The organism is Pantoea sp. JZ29, from assembly GCF_035190385.1.
Taxonomy (GTDB): Bacteria; Pseudomonadota; Gammaproteobacteria; order Enterobacterales; family Enterobacteriaceae; genus Pantoea; species Pantoea stewartii.
The window spans coordinates 3,860,569-3,877,852 of record NZ_CP045241.1 but is presented as its reverse complement, the minus strand read 5'-3'; the positions used below and the strand labels follow the sequence as shown (position 1 = coordinate 3,877,852).

The window sequence follows — 17,284 nt, the reverse complement described above, 5'->3', positions numbered from 1 at the left end:
GCCGACATCAGGAAAGCAAGCCAGACGGCGCACATTGACCAGATTTTGCACGGCTGGTGATGAAACAGGGACAATTCTGAGATGAATCGTGTTTTAGTGACCGGCGCAACCGGGTTAGTCGGGTCATATCTGCTGCGTTTACTGGTTGATGATCCTCGCATCGATGAGATCATCGCCCCGACGCGCCGTGCGTTGCCTGTTATGAACAAGGTGATCAATCCGGTTGAGGACGATCTGACCGATGTGCTTCAGCCCCTGGATGGGCCACTGACCACGGTATTTTGCTGTCTGGGCACCACGCGCAAACAGGCAGGCAGTAAAGCGGCCTTTATCCATGTGGATTACACGCTGGTGGTGGACACCGCGTTGAATGGCTTACGACTGGATGCCACGCAGATGCTGGTGGTGAGCGCGCACGGCGCGCATCGCCATTCGCCCTTTTTATACAGCCGCGTAAAAGGTGAGATGGAGAATACGCTGCGCCACCAGAACTGGGCACGCCTGGTTTTCGTCCGGCCATCTTTATTGCTCGGTGAAAGAAAAGAGAAACGCCGCGGAGAAAGCCTGATGGCACCGTTGTTTTCCTGGTTGCCCGGCAACTGGCGTGCAGTGTCAGCACAGGATGTGGCCCGCTGTCTGCATCAGCAGGCCTTCATGGATAAAGCCGGCGTCACCCTCATTGAATCCGGGGCGATTCCCCGCTCTTCAGCGTAAATACCAGATGTGCTGATTACGACTGCCGCGCCATAAGAGGGTGGCGTCTTTTTCGGCCTCTTCAAAGCGCCCGTCGATCAGAACGTCAATCCAGGGCAGCACTTCACGCTGCGCGGACGTCAGTGACGCCATTTCATAGCCGGTCCATAGCCAGATATCTTTGCCCGGGCAGGTCTGTTTGACGCGTTTCACCAGACGACGAATATGCGGCACATTCTGTGGATGCAGGGGATCGCCGCCGCTTAACGATAAGCCCTGTCGTGGGATGCGCGTGTCGTTCAGATCGGCCAGCAGTTGTTCTTCCATCGCCAGGGTAAACGGCACCCCGGAATCCAGCCGCCAGGTACGTTGATTGTAACAGCCGCGGCACTGGTGCTCGCAGCCAGAGACAAACAGCGTACAGCGGGTGCCGGGGCCGTTCACGATATCGACATCGTAGTAACGATGGATGCGCATCATTCCAGCTGGCCGCTATTAAGATGTTTCACCCGACGCTGCACTTCCTGTTGTTTTCCCGCATTAAACGGGCGCGCGTCCGGACTGCCCAGATAGCCACAAACCCGCCGTGTGACTGAAACCCGTGCAGGATCGTGATTGCCGCAGTTCGGGCAGGTAAATCCGCGGCTGGTACAGGTGAATTCCCCGTTGAAGCCACAGTCGTAACATTCGTCAATTGGCGTGTTGGTGCCGTAGTAAGGCACGCGGTCGTAGCTGTAATCCCAGACGTCTTCCAGCGCCTTAAGGTTGTGCTGCACATTGGGATATTCGCCGTAACAGATAAAACCGCCATTGGAGAGTGGCGGATAGGGGGCTTCAAAATCGATTTTTTCGTAAGGATTTACCTTCTTCTCAACGTCCAGATGGAAGCTGTTGGTGTAATAACCTTTGTCGGTCACGCCTTTTACCACACCAAATTCAGCCGCATCCAGACGGCAGAAACGGTCACATAAGTTTTCGCTGGGGGTACTGTAGAGGCTAAAGCCATAGCCCGTTTCCGCTTTCCAGGCGTCGGTCGCCGCGCGCAGACGTGCCACGATGGCCACGCCTTTGGCGCGCAGGGTTGCATCATCAAAAGGATGGACTGAGGCGCCGCTCAGCGCATTCAGTGTTTCGTGCAAGCCGATGAAACCGAGAGACAAGGAGGCGCGGCCATTGCGGAAAATCGAACCCACCTCATCGTCTGCCTGCAAACGCACGCCGCAGGCACCTTCCATATAAAGAATGGGCGCAACCCGGGCTTTGGTTTTTTCCAGCCGGGCAACACGCGTCATCAATGCCCGTTTCGCCAGCATCAGCCTGTCATCCAGTAACGCCCAGAAACGCGCCTCATCACCCCGTGCTTCCAGCGCGATACGTGGCAGATTCAGACTGATGACGCCGATATTGTTGCGCCCTTCATGAATCTGCTCGCCATTTTCTTCGTAAACGCCCAGAAAACTGCGACAGCCCATCGGCGTTTTAAAGGAGCCGGTAACCTTAACGACCTGATCATAATTGAGAATATCGGGATACATTCGTTTGCTGGCACAGGCCAGCGCCAGTTGCTTAATGTCATAGTTCACATCGCCCGGACGACGGTTAACGCCTTCCCGAATCGCAAACACCAGCTTCGGGAAGACGGCCGTTTTGCGATTTTTACCCAGTCCTGCCAGACGGTTACGCAAGATGGATGTCTGCACCAGACGGGCGGCCCAGCTTGTCCCCAACCCGAACCCAAACGTGACAAACGGTGTCTGACCATTTGCCGTATGCAGCGTGTTCACCTCATATTCCAGCGACTGAAAGGCGTCATAACACTCTTTTTCGGTACGCTGGCGGGCATAGGCTTCCGCCTGCGGGATATCCCAGTGCTGCGCTACCTCTTTATGCCGGGCAAAACTTTTTTCAACATAGGGTGCCAGCACCTCGTCAATTCGATTCAGCGTGGTTCCGCCATAGATATGGCTGGCAACCTGGGCAATGATTTGCGCGGTCACCGCAGTGGCGGTAGCAATCGACCTGGGCGGCTCGATCTCCGCGTTACCCATTTTAAAACCGTTGGTCAGCATGCCTTTCAAATCGATCAGCATGCAGTTAAACATGGGGAAGAAAGGCGAGTAATCGAGATCGTGATAATGGATCTCGCCGCGCTCATGCGCCTGAACCACATCACGAGGCAGGATTTGCTGCTGGGCGTAATGTTTCGCCACAATCCCGGCCAGCAAATCGCGTTGGGTCGGGATCACTTTGCTGTCTTTATTGGCATTTTCATGAAGCAGGGCGGCATTGGTCTGATCGACCAGGCCACGGATGGCATGATGCAGCTGGCTGCGGCGTTCGCGCTCGACGTCACGATCGTGACGATAGGCAATATAAGCCCGTGCCAGTTGTGGATAAGGTCCGGCCATCAGCGTCTCTTCCACCGCACACTGAATATCCTGAATGTCGACGTCCTGACGATCAACCAGTTGTGCGCTAACCTGTCCGGCCACCGCGTCGCACCATGCGGCATCGTCGACGTTCGCTGCCCGCGCAGCCGCCATAACGGCCGCTGCGATACGTTGTGCATCAAAGCTTACGCGGCATCCGTCGCGCTTTATCACCACCGTTGCCATGCTCTCTCCGTTAACTACATATAGGTGTTGTTTCGGATTTTAGGCTCAACATGTAGTGACTGCAGCGAATTAATTCGTCTCGTTTTGACCTGAAACAAAGAAGCCGTAAACACGCGCAGAAAATCAGCACGACAAAAAAATCGCCCCGGGGTCGCCTTTTCGGACGGACTGATTTGATCAGCCACGCAAAATGACATTACTCTGGTGACTGACCTTTTTTGCCATCGACTTGCAGGGTACCGTGCCAATGTCGCTACGCCGAAATGTGCTTATCTGTTGTTGTGCTTTGTCCTTTTCTGCCGTAGCGGACACGTTGCCGTTAATGCCATGGCCACAGCAGGTAGAGCAACCTGCCAACGCAGGCTGGCTGACGTTGACGCCACAGCTCACCTTGCGCATCGAGGGGGACAGGTTACCCGGTGCCGAAACGCGCTGGTTGTCACGCATTGCCCGACAAACCGGCTGGCCTTTACTGCCCACCGATCAGGCCGTGACCCCGCCTACGATTCGCGTGCAGATTGCAACGGTCACCGATCCCATTCCGCAGCCAGACAGCGATGAAAGCTACCAGCTTAACGTCAACAGTGATGGCGTTCTGCTACGGGCCACTACCCGTTTTGGCGCGATGCGCGGCATGGAAACACTGCTGCAACTGATTGAAAACACGCCCGAAGGCACCCGCATTCCCTGGGTGACGATACAGGATAAACCGCGCTTTGCGTGGCGCGGCATCCTGATCGACAGTGCCCGCCATTTCATGCCGATCAGAACGATTAAGCGGCAGATTGATGGCATTGCGGCGGCACGGATGAACGTGCTGCACTGGCATCTGACGGACGATCAGGGCTGGCGTTTCGCCTCCAGCCGCTATCCTCAGCTACAACAAAACGCCAGCGACGGCCTTTTCTATACCCAGGAAGAGATGCGCGACGTGGTGCAGTATGCGGCGGAACGTGGCGTGCGCGTAGTGCCGGAACTCGATTTTCCCGGACATGCCTCTGCGCTGGCAGTGGCGATGCCGGAACTGATCAGCGCCCCCGGTCCTTATCGGATGGAGCGCGGCTGGGGCGTCTTTAAGCCGCTGCTGGATCCCAGCAATGAGCAGGTTTACCAGGTCATTGATGCGCTAATCGGGGAGGTCGCCGCCATTTTTCCCGATCCGTATGTGCATATTGGCGGCGATGAGGTCGATCCCAGCCAGTGGCAGGCATCATCCCGCATTCAGCAATTTATGCACGATCGTGGTCTTGCCGACAGTCACGCGCTTCAGGCGTACTTTAATCAGCGCCTTGAAAAAATTCTCGAAAAACATCAACGACACATGGTGGGCTGGGATGAGATCGCCCATCCGGATCTGCCTCACAGCATTCTGATCCAGTCCTGGCAGGGCCAGGATGCGCTGGGTACCGTCGCCAAAAATGGCTATCGCGGCATTCTCTCCACCGGGTTCTATCTGGATCAGCCGCAACCGGCCAGCTATCACTATCGCAATGAAATCTATCCCCAGGGGCTTGAGGGCAAAGATGTCATTCAGCCGGGTGACCAGGCGCAGAGCTGGTCGTTCTCTATGCCGCGGTTAAAAGGCAGTCCGGTGACGGGCAGCTTTACGCTGATTAAAGGTCGTGACGGCTGGCGCGGGTTTATTGATTTCGCGGGTAAGTCGCGCCGTCTGGTGAAAGGGATTGCGTGGCTGGCACCCGATCGTCTGACGTTCGAGGTCGATACGTGGATGGGACCGTTCCAGCCCGTGGTGACGCTGACCGGTAACCAGCTCAGCGGGTATATGCGGGTAGGGAACGTACGCTATGCCACCGAAGGCCGACGCCTTGATGCCGTGCCAGCCGGTATTCAGCCGGTGCTGCCCGATGCGCGGCAGAAGCAGCAAAACCTGCTGGGCGGCGAGGCCGCGCTGTGGGCTGAAAACGTCAACAGCACGATCATTGATACCAAACTCTGGCCGCGCGCTTTTGTGGTGGCCGAACGGTTATGGTCAGCGCAGAACGTGACCGATCCAGACAGCATGTACCAACGGCTGGCGGCGATGGATCGCTGGACAACGATCTCCGTCGGCCTGCAACAGCACGATCAGGCGGAACGACAGATGATGCGGCTGGCCAACAGTACCCATATCGAGCCGCTGCGCGTGCTGGCCCAGGCGCTGGAACCGGCACAGTACTATACGCGTCAGCATCTCAAGTTTCAGGCCGGGCATTACAACTACTTTGAACCGCTGAATCGCCTGGCGGACGTCTTACCGGCTGAAAGTGATACCGTCCGGGCGCTGGATAAGCAGGTTGCCCTGCTGATTGAAGACCGGACCGATCCTGCCGCCGCGACGGCGATTCGTGCACAGTTACAACGCTGGCACGAAAATTATTCGCAGGTTCAGCCGCTACTGAATGCCACCCAGCCGCTCCATGCGCTGGCGGGCAGCGCCAGGCAGGTTGATGCACTGAGCGTGATGGGCATGGCGATGGTGGATGCCTATGTACGTAACCAGGCCTTTGGGGCGGGCGAGGTGGCGCAGATGCAGGCGAAGCTGGATGCAGCGGCACAGGTGCAGGATGAGACGGTCATTGCACTCGTACGGCCGCTTGAACGCCTCCTCCATGCTTTCAAATAAGCTGGCGACCTGCGCACAGCAGGCGCATTGTCAGCGGTTCGCCATCACGGTCACTGACAACAGTAAGTTCCCGGGGATGGCTCATCTTGCCGCCTTCCTGCAGCGCGAAGGCCCGGCTTATTTCGCAGAACAGGCAGAGAGAGAAAAGATGCAAAAAATGGTGGGTATCATCCTGCACCATCAACATATGCCGCGCCAAAGCAGGAACTCAGGAGGAGGTGGCCGGGCCGCTGACCGAGTGGCGGCGGACTAACGTCGGGCTGAACATATTGGTCACTTCAGGAACGGGCTGGTGGTGAGCCAGCGCCAGCGCCAGTTCGGCGGCTTGCTGCGCCATAGTGACGATGGGATAACGCACCGTCGTCAGGCGCGGGCGAACGTAGCGGGAAACCAGCACGTCATCAAAACCGATCAGGGACATCGCTTCGGGAACCTGTACGCCATTATCGCTTAAGACCGCCAGCGCCCCGGCGGCCATGGAGTCGTTATAGCAGGCTACGGCAGTAAAGTTTCTGCCGCGTCCCAGTAATTCCGTCATCGCCTGCTCGCCGCCGACTTCATCCGGTTCGCCCCAGGCGACCAGCCTGTCATTGCAGGGCAGGCCGTGCTCTTCCAGGGCATCGTAATAGCCCTGCAGGCGGTCTTCCGCATCCGAAATGGTGTGAGTGGAACAGATAAACGCGATATTTTGATGGCCCAGTTGAATCAGATGGCGCGTGGCCAGCCAGGCACCGTAGCGGTCATCAAGCGCAATACAGCGTTGTTCAAACCCCTTTAGCAGGCGATTCACTAATACCATGCCGGGCATCTGCTTCATCAACACTTCCAACTCGCTGTCGGGGATTTTCTTGGCGTGAACCACCAGCGCCGCGCAGCGATGACGCATCAGTTGTTCGATAGCCTGGCGCTCTTTTTGCTCATTATGGTAACCGTTACCAATCAGCAAAAAGTTGCCTGTCTGGCCTGCCACTTCATCTACTGCTTTCACCATCGCGCCAAAGAACGGGTCGGATACATCGCCCACCACCAGCCCCAGGGTTTCGGTTGACTGCTGTGCCAGCGCCCGTGCATTGGCGTTTGGATGGTACTGGAGCGATTCCATGGCCTGATTCACCGCCTGGCGCGAACTGTCACTGGCCTTAGGCGAATTGTTGATCACGCGGGAAACCGTGGCGACAGAAACACCCGCCAGCCGGGCAACATCCTTAATGGTAGCCATGGGTTTACCTGATTTTGGGGAAACGTTTACACATCGCTCCAGTGTTACGGAAAAGCGCACGTACATCAAGCCAACAGAATGCCAGCAAGGTCGCAAACAGGGCAAAATCAGACGATGGGTGATGCCTTCTGCTACGGTCACAGCCCGTGATATGCTGCTTATCCCAACACCTGCCGAAGCGATGACCATGAAAATAAAAGTGCCACATCTGGCGCACTGGGGCGCCTTTACCGCGGTAAGCGAAAACGACCGTCTCATCGGTTGCGAACCTTTTTTTGCCGACGCCGATCCGTCGCCCATGCTCAACACCATTCCTGAACTGGTCTACTCGGATAAACGCATCCGCCAACCTATGGTGCGGCGTTCGTGGTTAACCTCCCGCGAGAACAGCGATCGCACCTTGCGTGGACGCGAAGATTTTGTCGCCGTTGACTGGGATACGGCGCTGGATCTGGTGGCTGAGGAAAATCGCCGCATTCGTGAACGCTACGGTGCCTCCGGCATTTTTAATGGCTCTTACGGCTGGTCATCGGCAGGGCGCGTCAACCATGCGCGCACGCTGGTACGGCGTTTCTATTTTCAGGGCGGCGGCGGGGTCGATCAGCAAGGCAACTACAGCTGGGGCGCAGCGCAGTTTTTCCTCCCTTATGTTATGGGCACCTACATGCCGCTCACCGGGCGCGTCACCGACTGGCCGCAGGTGGTGGAACACGCCGAGATTTTTGTCGCCTTTGGCGGACTGGCGCTAAAAAATGCCCAGGTGGCTTCCGGCGGCGCAGGTCAGCACAGCCTGAAACCGGCGCTGGAACAGCTGGCCGCGAAAGGCACGCCCGTCATCAACATCAGCCCCATGCGCGACGACTGCCCTGAATTTGTTCGCGCGGACTGGATCCCGATCCGGCCGAATACCGATGTGGCGCTGATGCTGGCGCTCGGGTATGAAATTTATCAGCGCGGTGCGACCGACGAGGATTTCCTTGCCCGTCACTGCACCGGCTGGCCGCAGCTGCGTGCTTATCTGCTGGGCGAAAGCGATGGCATCGCCAAAACGGCGGGCTGGGCGAGCCGGATCACCGCGGTCCCGGCGGAGCGCATTGTGCAACTGGCGCAGCAGTTGATCGGCAAACGCAGTTTTATCACCTGCTCCTACTCTGTCCAGCGTGCTCATCGCGGCGAACAGCCCTACTGGATGATGATCGCGCTGTCCTCCATGCTCGGACAGCCAGGCCTGCCGGGCGCGGGCTTCTCATTTGGTCACGGCTCCATGAACAGCGTGGGCAATCCGCGCCAGGAAGGGCCCGCGCCGATGATGAGTACCGGACCCAATCCGTCGGGCCTCTCTATTCCCGTGGCGCGCATCAGTGACATGTTGCTTAACCCCGGCCAGCCCTATAGCTTCCAGGGCGAAACCCTGCACTACCCGGACATTCACATGGTGCACTGGGCGGGCGGCAACCCGTTCCACCATCATCAGCAGTTGAACCGGCTGGTGGAAGGCTGGCAAAAGCCGGATACCGTCGTGGTGCAGGATATCGTCTGGACACCGGCTGCACAGATGGCCGATATCGTACTGCCGGCAACCACCACGCTGGAGCGCAATGATATCGGGGGCTCGTCGCGCGATCGCTTTGTGCTGGCGATGCATCAGGCGATTAAACCCCAGCATCAGGCACGTAACGACTTTGATATCTTTGCGGATCTGGCCGAGCGACTGGGCTATCGGGATACCTTCACGGAAGGGCGCAACGAGATGCAGTGGATCGCGCATCTTTACCAACAATGCGCCGTCGCCCATGGTCGTCGCGGCATTGCTTTCCCCGAATTTGAGGCGTTCTGGCAGCGCGGCTTCGTTGAAATCCCCGAAGGCGGTAAACCCTACGTCTTTATGGCGGACTTCCGCGCCGATCCCCTCGCGCATCCGATCCAGACCGCCAGCGGCAAAATTGAGCTGTTCTGCCAGACCATTGCGGATTATCAGCTGGAGGATATGGCCGGTCACCCGGAATGGCGTGAGCCGCGGGAATGGCTGGGAGCGCCGGCAAGTCAGGACTATCCACTGCATATGATCTCCATTCAGCCCTCGGATCGCTTGCACAGTCAGCTGGATGCCACCGCCACCGTGCAGGGCAATAAAACCGCCGGCCATGAAACGCTGTACATGCATCCTGAGGATGCGAACGCGCGCGGCATTGTCGATGGTGACGAGATTGAAGTCAGCAATGCGCGCGGCAGGATTCTGGCTGGGGTGCGTTTAACCGACGGCCTGAAGCAGGGCGTGGTGATCATCTCTACCGGTGCCTGGTTTGATCCCGGCTTTGGCAACGCCTGGCAGCCGTTTGATCGGGCGGGCAATCCGAATGTCTTAACGCTGGATATCGGCACCTCGTCACTGACCCAGGGGCCGAACGCCATGAGTTGCCTCGTGGACATCAAAAAACATGTCGTTTGCACAAATACGTAAGGATCACACGGCTGGTTACATTTTGCAGGTAACTGTTGCGTTTCTGTCGTGGCAGAACGGGATCGCCGCTTGCTACAGTCAGGATCCCAGAGGTATTGATGGGTGAACATCAACTGATTTTTTTGATTACACCAACCTGCGTAGATACGCAGGTTTTTTTTGCCCCGAGGAAAACGATCAATAACGAACTGATACACAGTTTTCCTGTGTTTTCACCCGCGCTTTGATTATAACTGCTGGATTGACCTCTTTTTTTTAAGCGCAGCGGATTGCTATGCCCCGGATAAAAAAATTACTGGGTAAAGACCAGATAAAAGCCCCGTTTAACCCGTTTCGTTTTCGCCTGATTTGTCTGGGCGTATTTGCCTGCATGGTCGTTTTGCTGGCGCGCGTGGCCGATTTGCAGTTCCTGAATCAGCCGATGCTGGAGCATGAGGCTGATCAGCGCTCCCTGCGCACCGTGACGCTGCCCACCAGCCGGGGCACCTTACTGGATCGCAATGGTGAGGCACTGGCACTCAGCGTGCCCTCGCGTGACGTGATCGCCGATCCGCAGCGCGTACTGGAAAGTAACCCCGACTTTACCAGCGCCAAATGGGCCTATCTGGCGGCGGCGCTGGGCATGCGGCCCGAAGAGGTCGCGTCACAGATTACCGCCAATCCTAAACGTCGTTTTCTCTATCTGGGACGTAAGGTGGAGCTGGGGATCGCCAAAGACATCAAAGATCTCAAGCTGAAAGGCATCAGTGAGGTCTATGACGACAGCCGCTTCTATCCGATGAGTGAAGCCTCGGCACCGCTTATCGGCATCGTCGGTGCTGACAATACCGGTCTGAATGGCCTGGAAAAAGGCTTCGATAAAGTGCTGCAGGGTCAGCCGGGCAAAGAAGTGTATCGCCAGGATGCGGCCGGCAATATCATTTCGATGATTAGCTATCAGCCGCCAACGCAGCCGCCGACGGTACAGCTCAGCATTGATAAATTCAGCCAGTACACGCTGTACAGCAAACTGCGTGACGGCGTATTGCTCAACAAGGCCGACTCCGGTGCGGCGGTGCTGGTCAAAATTGATACCGGCGAGATTCTGGCGATGGCCTCTTATCCGTCGTTCAACCCCAACAACTACCAGGGTGCCACACCGGCACAGATGCGCAATACCGCCATCAACGACAGTTATGAACCGGGTTCGACAGTGAAACCGCTGGTAGTGATGGAAGGGCTGGAGCGCCACCTGGTGCGACCGGATTCTGTACTGGATACCACGCCTTATCGCGTGAACGGCCACCTGATCCGTGACGTCGGGCACTGGCCGCGTCTGACGATGACCGGCATCCTGCAAAAATCGAGCGATATCGGCGTCTCGCATATTGCCCTGGCAATGCCTGCGGAAGCCCTGGTGAACACCTACTATGCCTTTGGCCTCGGTAAACCCACCGGACTGGGCTTAACCGGCGAAAGCGTCGGCTACTTCCCGCTGCACCGCACGCGCTGGGCCGATATCGAACGCGCGACCTTCTCCTTCGGCTATGGTTTACGCGTGACGCCGCTACAGATTGCCCGGGAATATGCCACGCTGGGTTCCTATGGGGTTTATCGTCCGCTGTCGATCACCAAGGTCACGCCACCCGTGCTGGGCAAGCAGGTGGCCAATCCTGAAACGGTGAAAGAAGTGGTGCATATGCTGGAAAGTGACGTCTTACCGGGCGGGACCGGGGTGAAGGCGGCGGTACCCGGCTATCGTCTGGCTACCAAAACCGGGACAGCGGAGAAAATGGGCAGCAGCGGTAAATATGACGGCGGCTATGTGAACTACACCGCTGGCATTGCTCCCGCCAGCCATCCTGAAGTGGCGCTGGTCGTCATGATTAACCACCCGACCGCTGGCGATCACTTTGGTGGCTCCGTGGCCGCGCCGGTATTCGGCAACATCATGGGGCCGGTGCTGAAGCACATGAATATCGCCCCCGATGCTATCTACAGTAAGCCTGTGGATAACGGTTCAGATAAATCCTAATCAAATCAAACTGTAAGCGAGGTGTGGATGTTTTTACACCTCGTTTCATTTCGGCGAATTCATTTTCTTTTTTCATCTGTCTCTGATCGACTAAAGGGTGAGAGGATAGAAATCCCAGAGGTATTGATGGGTGTGAAAACGGGCACTGCTCCGGCAAGGCCAGTCGTTATTACACCGACCCACGCAGATGCGTGGGTTTTTTTTGCCTGAAATCTGGCCTGGTCTTGTCATGATCTGCGTCAGCTTTCTCCGGCGCATCCGCCAATAATCAGTTGTCGATTACCGCTAAATCCTGCATCGTGAGTGGCTGTTTTCACCATGCTAAGGAGCCGGCATGTTATTCACTTTTTTCCGTCTGCTTTTTCGCCTGCTGTGGCGGGTTGAACTGCGGGGCGATACCGCTGAGCTGCGCAAGCAGAAAGTGTTGATTACGCCCAATCACACCTCATTCCTGGATGGCGCGCTACTGGCGCTGTTTCTGCCCGTTAAGCCAGTATTTGCAATCTACTCGTCTATTAGCGAACACTGGTTTTTACGCCTGATAAAACCCTATGCGGATTTCGTGCCGCTCGATCCTATGAAGCCGATGGCGCTGAAGCAGCTGGTGCGGCTCATCGACAGCGGCCGCCCGGTGGTTATTTTCCCCGAAGGCCGCATTACCGTGACCGGATCGCTGATGAAGATTTACAGCGGCGCGGGCTTTGTCGCAGCAAAATCTGGCGCGACCGTGGTGCCGATGCGCATTGAAGGGGCAGAATTTACGCCGTTCGGTCGCCTGGCGGGCGTTTTCAAGCGTCGCCTGTTTCCCCGTATTACCCTGAGCATTTTACCCGGCACACACATTCCGATGCCCGAGGCGAAGCGCGCCCGCGACCGTCGCGTGCTGGCCGGTGAGCACCTGCACCATATTATGATGGAAGCACGCATGGCGGTGCGACCCAGGGAAACCCTGTATGAGGCTTTTCTGAGTGCCCGTCAGCGCTATGGCGCGTTTAAGCGGTGCATCGAAGACGTGAATTTCAAACCCGACAGCTATACCGGCCTGCTGAAAAAAGCGCTGGGCGTTGGACGCATTCTGGAACGGTACAGCCAGCCTGGCGATTACGTCGGGTTGCTGCTGCCCAACGCCACGGTCACGGCGGCGGCGATCCTGGGCGCATCATTACGTGGGCGCGTGCCCGCCATGCTGAACTACTCTGCGGGCGTAACGGGCCTGCGTGCGGCGCTGACTGCGTCACAGGTAAAGACCGTGTTCACGTCGCGGCAGTTCCTGGATAAAGGCAACCTGTGGCATCTGCCGCAGGCGCTGACCGAGGTGCGGTGGATCTATCTGGAAGATCTGAAAGATACCGTCACGTTGCAGGATAAGCTCTGGATACTGGCGCATTTGCTGGTGCCGCGTCAGGCGCAGGTGACGCAACAGCCGGAAGATGCCGCGATGGTGCTGTTTACCTCTGGCTCCGAAGGGCATCCGAAAGGCGTGGTGCATTCTCATAAAAGCCTGCTGGCGAACGTTGAGCAGATTCGCACGGTGGCCGACTTTACGCCACGCGATCGCTTTATGTCAGCGTTGCCGCTGTTCCATGCCTTCGGCTTGACTGTGGGGCTGTTTACGCCGCTGATGACCGGGGCGCAGGTCTTTCTGTATCCCAGTCCGCTGCACTACCGCGTGGTGCCTGAGTTGGTGTACGACCGCAACTGTACCGTGCTGTTTGGCACTTCAACCTTCCTGGGGAATTACGCCCGTTTTGCGCAGCCTTATGACTTTGCCCGTCTGCGCTATGTGGTCGCGGGGGCAGAAAAACTGCAGGAGAACACGCGCCAGCTGTACATGGAAAAATACGGCATCCGGATTCTGGAAGGCTATGGCGTCACCGAATGCGCGCCTGTTGTCGCCATCAACGTGCCCATGGCCGCCAAAGCGCACACGGTAGGTCGTATTCTGCCGGGAATGGATTCGCGCCTGATGTCCGTGCCGGGCATTGAACAGGGCGGGCGGCTGCAACTGCGTGGTCCAAATATCATGAAAGGCTACCTGCGGGTGGAGAATCCCGGCGTACTGGAAACCCCGGCGGCGGACAACGGGGAAGGGCAGATGGAAGCGGGCTGGTACGATACCGGCGATATCGTCAGCTTTGATGACGGCGGTTTCTGCCAGATCCAGGGCCGGGCGAAGCGCTTTGCCAAAATTGCCGGGGAAATGGTCTCGCTGGAAGTGGTCGAGCAGATCGCCCTGAGCGCGTCGCCGGATAAACAGCACGCGGCCTCGCTGCGGCCCGACGGTAATCGGGGTGAAGCATTAGTGCTGTTTACTACCGACAGCGCCTTAGCGCGTGAGGATTTGCAAAAGGCGGCCCGGGCGCTGGGTGCCGCGGAGCTGGCCGTACCGCGCGATATCCGCGTGGTAAAACAGCTGCCGCTGCTGGGCAGTGGCAAGCCTGACTATGTCACCCTGAAGAAAATGGCGGAAGAGGACCAGGCATGATCCCAGAACGTGATGCGCCGTTACTGTCGCGCGGCATGATAGCGGTAATCGTGGCGCAGTTTTTCTCCGCGTTCGGCGATAACGCCCTGCTGTTTGCCACGCTGGCGTTGCTGAAAAACCAGTTCTATCCCGACTGGAGCCAGCCGGTACTGCAGATGCTGTTTGTTGCCACTTATATTCTGCTTGCGCCCTTTGTCGGCCAGATGGCAGACAGCATTGCCAAAGGCCGGGCCATGATGTTTGCCAACAGCCTGAAGTTGCTCGGTGCGATGGTGATCTGCTTTGGTTTTAATCCTTTCCTGGGTTACACCCTGGTGGGAATCGGGGCTGCCGCGTACTCCCCGGCGAAGTATGGCATTCTGGTTGAAATTGCGCATGGCGAAAAGCTGGTTAAAGCCAACGGGCTGATGGAAGCCTCCACCATTGCGGCTATCCTGCTGGGCTCGGTGGCGGGCGGCATCCTGTCGGACTGGCATCTGGTTGCCGCACTGGCCGCCTGTGCTCTGACCTATGCGGTGGCGGTGGTGGCGAACCTGTTTATTCCCAGACTGCGCGCCGCGCGTCCGGGGCAGAGCTGGAATGTGGCGGCCATGCTGGGCCGTTTTCTCCGCGCGACGCGCCTGCTGTGGAACAATGCCGAAACCCGATTCTCTCTGCTCGGTACCAGTCTGTTTTGGGGCGCAGGTGTAACGCTGCGTTTTCTGCTGGTGCTGTGGGTACCCGTGGCGCTGGGCATCAGCGATAACAAAACGCCGACCATGCTGAATGCTATGGTCGCGGTAGGGATTGTGGTGGGCGCGGCACTGGCGGCAAAGCTGGTGACGCTGGAAACCGTGCGCCGCTGTATGCCCGCGGGCGTTCTGATCGGCGTGATGGTGGTGATTTTCGCCCTGCAACATGCCCTGCTGAATGCTTACCTGTTGCTGATGATCATCGGCGTGCTGGGCGGTTTCTTTGTTGTACCCCTCAACGCGCTGCTTCAGGAACGCGGTCAACAGAGCGTCGGCGCGGGCAATGCGATTGCAGTGCAGAACCTGATTGAAAACACCGCCATGCTCATCATGTTGGGGCTGTATACGCTGGCTATTCGCGCCGGTGCCCCCGCCGTGGCGACCGGCATTGGCTTTGGCGCCTTATTCGCGCTGGCGATTACCCTCCTGTGGCTGTGGCGTCCGTCCTCCCGCGCCTGATGCAACAACCGCGGGGCGCGCTGTCCCCGCGGTTCCGCTTTTCTCCTTTATGCTGGCCCCGAGGGTATTACGTCTCTTTTTGACGTATCACCAAAAATTTACTATTCAAAAAAATATAGTTTATTTTGTTATTGTTTTCATCCGGTCATTTATTTAATTCCGATAAGTTTTTGCAATGAATAATTAATTTAAACTTGAAATCGAATTCAGGTTTAAAAAAATTGAAATAAATTTTTATTTATTATTGCCGATTAATTTCTGGCTTCCTTCGGGAATAGGCTCGGAGGAAAGAAAGGAGCTCGGTTTAATGAATATGACGCAAAGACTTTCTCTGGCTTTTTCGCTTTTAGCAGGTTCGTTGATTATTCTGGGGATCGTAACACTTTCACTTCTTGCCGGTTTTCAGGCGCGATTTGAATATGTGCAGGTAAACACGATTGATTCGCTCAAGGTATTAAACCGGCTGGTGGATGAAAGTAATCGCCTCTCTGTGGCGTTATATCGTCATCAGACAGAGGATGAGAGCGGCAAGCTGGCCAGTCTCGAAGCGGTTATTCAAAAACGCATTGAGGACATTTCGACACTGACGAAATATTATTTCGATAACGACATTACCAACGATGACGATCGGGTGATGACAGAAAAGTCATTCCGGTTAATCGATGCCGTTAAACAAAATCTTCCGGCATTTCTCACGGCTTCCCGGGCACATCAGAATGAACGCAGCCTGGCGCTGTTAAGTGATGATGAAGGTATTGGCGGCGCCATCACCCAGCTAAAAAACAGTTACCGCGATCAGTTTGAATTTAACAGCAAAATGGGTGAAGCGTTACGCCTGCAAAACCAACATATTTATCGGCTGGCCAAATGGGGCATGGCCGCCGGTATTGCCCTGGCGATTACTGGCCTGGGGATGCTGACGATACTGACCATCTTGCGCGTCCGCCGCAGCCTGAATGCCATGGGCGGGCTGATGGAACGCGCCAGCAATACGCTTGATCTTTCCCTGAAGGCCGATGACAGCCGCCGTGATGAAGTCGGTATCATGGCACGCTCTTATAATCGTCTGATGACAAGCATTTCGTCCGCTATGCATGCGGTCAGGAGTGCCTCGCAGTCCGTCAGCAGTGCGTCGGCACAGATTGCGGCAGGGAATGAGGATTTGTCTGCCCGTACAGAAGAGCAGGCTGCCTCGCTGGAGCAAACGGCTGCCAGCATGACGCAAATCAGCGAAACCGTCAGACAGACCGCCGACAACACGCGCCAGGCGAGCAATCTGGCCGAAAACACGCGCAACCTCTCCGAAACCAGCTCTGCGGCGCTCACTACCATGCTGGATACCATGACGTCGATCCGTGACAGCGCGGGCAAGGTGGGCGACATTATCACCCTGATTGAAGGCATTGCGTTTCAGACCAATATTCTGGCGCTGAACGCGGCGGTTGAAGCGGCGCGAGCCGGCGAACACGGGCGCGGCTTTGCGGTCGTGGCAGGGGAAGTGCGCAATTTGTCGCAGCGTTCCACCACCGCCGCCCGTGAAATCAAAACGCTGATTCAGTCGTCGAATGCGTTGATTGAATCGGGAACGTCCCAGGCGGATAACGTGAATCAGAATATGGAGACGATGCGCGGTGCGGTCAGTCAGGTTACCGATCTGGTTAACGAAATCGCCGCTGCGGCCACAGAGCAGAGCCAGGGGATCGCGCAGGTGCATCAGGCGGTCAATCAGATGGACGACGTGACCCAGCAGAATGCGGCCCTGGTGGAAGAAGCCTCGGCTGCATCGCTCTCACTACAGGAGCAGGCCGACGGCCTGGCTGCGCTGGTGCGCAGGTTTACGCTCGCGGGCCAGCAGGCGGCTGATGTGGCGCCTCAGCGTCAACCCGCAGCTGTTATTTCGCCCAAACCCGTAATGGCTCTGGCGACAGGCGGACAGGATAACTGGCAAAGCTTTTAAGGCTGATCACACCGTGAACGGTCGGCG

Annotated in this window: 11 protein-coding genes; 7 read left to right on the top strand and 4 right to left on the bottom strand. The window is 57.1% G+C overall.

Annotation, left to right across the window (positions count from 1 at the left end; genetic code table 11):
• The first annotated feature begins 81 nt into the window (after nucleotides 1–81).
• On the top strand, nucleotides 82–714 hold the full coding sequence (locus GC090_RS17995) for an NAD-dependent epimerase/dehydratase family protein (protein ID WP_324020600.1): 633 nt from the start codon (nucleotides 82–84) through the stop codon (nucleotides 712–714).
• Here the strand turns inward: GC090_RS17995 and nrdG are convergent.
• Nucleotides 706–1,173: an anaerobic ribonucleoside-triphosphate reductase-activating protein gene (nrdG, locus tag GC090_RS17990; RefSeq protein WP_033739209.1), complete on the bottom strand. Its 468-nt coding sequence runs from the start codon at nucleotides 1,171–1,173 to the stop codon at nucleotides 706–708. The genes GC090_RS17995 and nrdG overlap by 9 nt on opposite strands.
• On the bottom strand, nucleotides 1,170–3,308 hold the full coding sequence (nrdD, locus tag GC090_RS17985) for an anaerobic ribonucleoside-triphosphate reductase (RefSeq protein ID WP_324020599.1): 2,139 nt from the start codon (nucleotides 3,306–3,308) through the stop codon (nucleotides 1,170–1,172). Before nrdD ends, nrdG begins: the two co-directional genes overlap by 4 nt.
• A gap of 247 nt (nucleotides 3,309–3,555) precedes the next feature.
• Here nrdD and GC090_RS17980 point away from each other — a divergent pair, with 247 nt between their 5' ends.
• Nucleotides 3,556–5,931 (top strand): beta-N-acetylhexosaminidase, encoded by a 2,376-nt coding sequence (locus GC090_RS17980; protein ID WP_324020598.1) that lies wholly within the window; start codon nucleotides 3,556–3,558, stop codon nucleotides 5,929–5,931.
• On the opposite strand, the gene GC090_RS17975 is transcribed toward GC090_RS17980, so the two are convergent.
• Entirely contained in the window at nucleotides 5,924–6,118 is a 195-nt protein-coding gene (locus GC090_RS17975; RefSeq protein ID WP_151160778.1) for a hypothetical protein, read from the bottom strand. The two genes, GC090_RS17980 and GC090_RS17975, sit on opposite strands and share 8 nt — an antisense overlap.
• Nucleotides 6,119–6,139: 21 nt before the next feature.
• Nucleotides 6,140–7,150, bottom strand: a complete 1,011-nt coding sequence (gene galR, locus GC090_RS17970; protein WP_039338882.1) for an HTH-type transcriptional regulator GalR — start codon at nucleotides 7,148–7,150, stop codon at nucleotides 6,140–6,142.
• Nucleotides 7,151–7,337: 187 nt separating this feature from the next.
• Here galR and GC090_RS17965 point away from each other — a divergent pair, with 187 nt between their 5' ends.
• From GC090_RS17965 to GC090_RS17945, 5 genes are all read left to right on the top strand, one after another.
• Entirely contained in the window at nucleotides 7,338–9,611 is a 2,274-nt protein-coding gene (locus GC090_RS17965) for a molybdopterin guanine dinucleotide-containing S/N-oxide reductase (protein ID WP_039339105.1), read from the top strand.
• A 274-nt stretch (nucleotides 9,612–9,885) separates the two neighbouring features.
• Nucleotides 9,886–11,625 (top strand): penicillin-binding transpeptidase domain-containing protein, encoded by a 1,740-nt coding sequence (locus GC090_RS17960; protein WP_033739213.1) that lies wholly within the window; start codon nucleotides 9,886–9,888, stop codon nucleotides 11,623–11,625.
• Between the two features lie 334 nt (nucleotides 11,626–11,959).
• Nucleotides 11,960–14,110 (top strand): bifunctional acyl-ACP--phospholipid O-acyltransferase/long-chain-fatty-acid--ACP ligase, encoded by a 2,151-nt coding sequence (gene aas, locus GC090_RS17955; RefSeq protein ID WP_324020597.1) that lies wholly within the window; start codon nucleotides 11,960–11,962, stop codon nucleotides 14,108–14,110.
• Nucleotides 14,107–15,300, top strand: a complete 1,194-nt coding sequence (gene lplT, locus GC090_RS17950; RefSeq protein WP_324020596.1) for a lysophospholipid transporter LplT — start codon at nucleotides 14,107–14,109, stop codon at nucleotides 15,298–15,300. Before aas ends, lplT begins: the two co-directional genes overlap by 4 nt.
• A gap of 307 nt (nucleotides 15,301–15,607) precedes the next feature.
• Nucleotides 15,608–17,257, top strand: a complete 1,650-nt coding sequence (locus GC090_RS17945; protein WP_324020595.1) for a methyl-accepting chemotaxis protein — start codon at nucleotides 15,608–15,610, stop codon at nucleotides 17,255–17,257.
• Nucleotides 17,258–17,284 lie beyond the last annotated feature (27 nt).

Bases quoted from the DNA above. Each gene is read 5' to 3' on its own strand.
- GC090_RS17960 (WP_033739213.1), top strand. From the start codon at position 9,886: ATGCCCCGGATAAAAAAATTACTGGGTAAAGACCAGATAAAAGCCCCG.
- GC090_RS17995 (WP_324020600.1), top strand. From the start codon at position 82: ATGAATCGTGTTTTAGTGACCGGCGCAACCGGGTTAGTCGGGTCATAT.
- aas (WP_324020597.1), top strand. From the start codon at position 11,960: ATGTTATTCACTTTTTTCCGTCTGCTTTTTCGCCTGCTGTGGCGGGTT.
- nrdD (WP_324020599.1), bottom strand. From the start codon at position 3,308: ATGGCAACGGTGGTGATAAAGCGCGACGGATGCCGCGTAAGCTTTGAT.
- nrdG (WP_033739209.1), bottom strand. From the start codon at position 1,173: ATGATGCGCATCCATCGTTACTACGATGTCGATATCGTGAACGGCCCC.
- GC090_RS17945 (WP_324020595.1), top strand. From the start codon at position 15,608: ATGAATATGACGCAAAGACTTTCTCTGGCTTTTTCGCTTTTAGCAGGT.
- GC090_RS17965 (WP_039339105.1), top strand. From the start codon at position 7,338: ATGAAAATAAAAGTGCCACATCTGGCGCACTGGGGCGCCTTTACCGCG.
- GC090_RS17975 (WP_151160778.1), bottom strand. From the start codon at position 6,118: ATGTTGATGGTGCAGGATGATACCCACCATTTTTTGCATCTTTTCTCT.
- lplT (WP_324020596.1), top strand. From the start codon at position 14,107: ATGATCCCAGAACGTGATGCGCCGTTACTGTCGCGCGGCATGATAGCG.
- GC090_RS17980 (WP_324020598.1), top strand. From the start codon at position 3,556: ATGTCGCTACGCCGAAATGTGCTTATCTGTTGTTGTGCTTTGTCCTTT.
- galR (WP_039338882.1), bottom strand. From the start codon at position 7,150: ATGGCTACCATTAAGGATGTTGCCCGGCTGGCGGGTGTTTCTGTCGCC.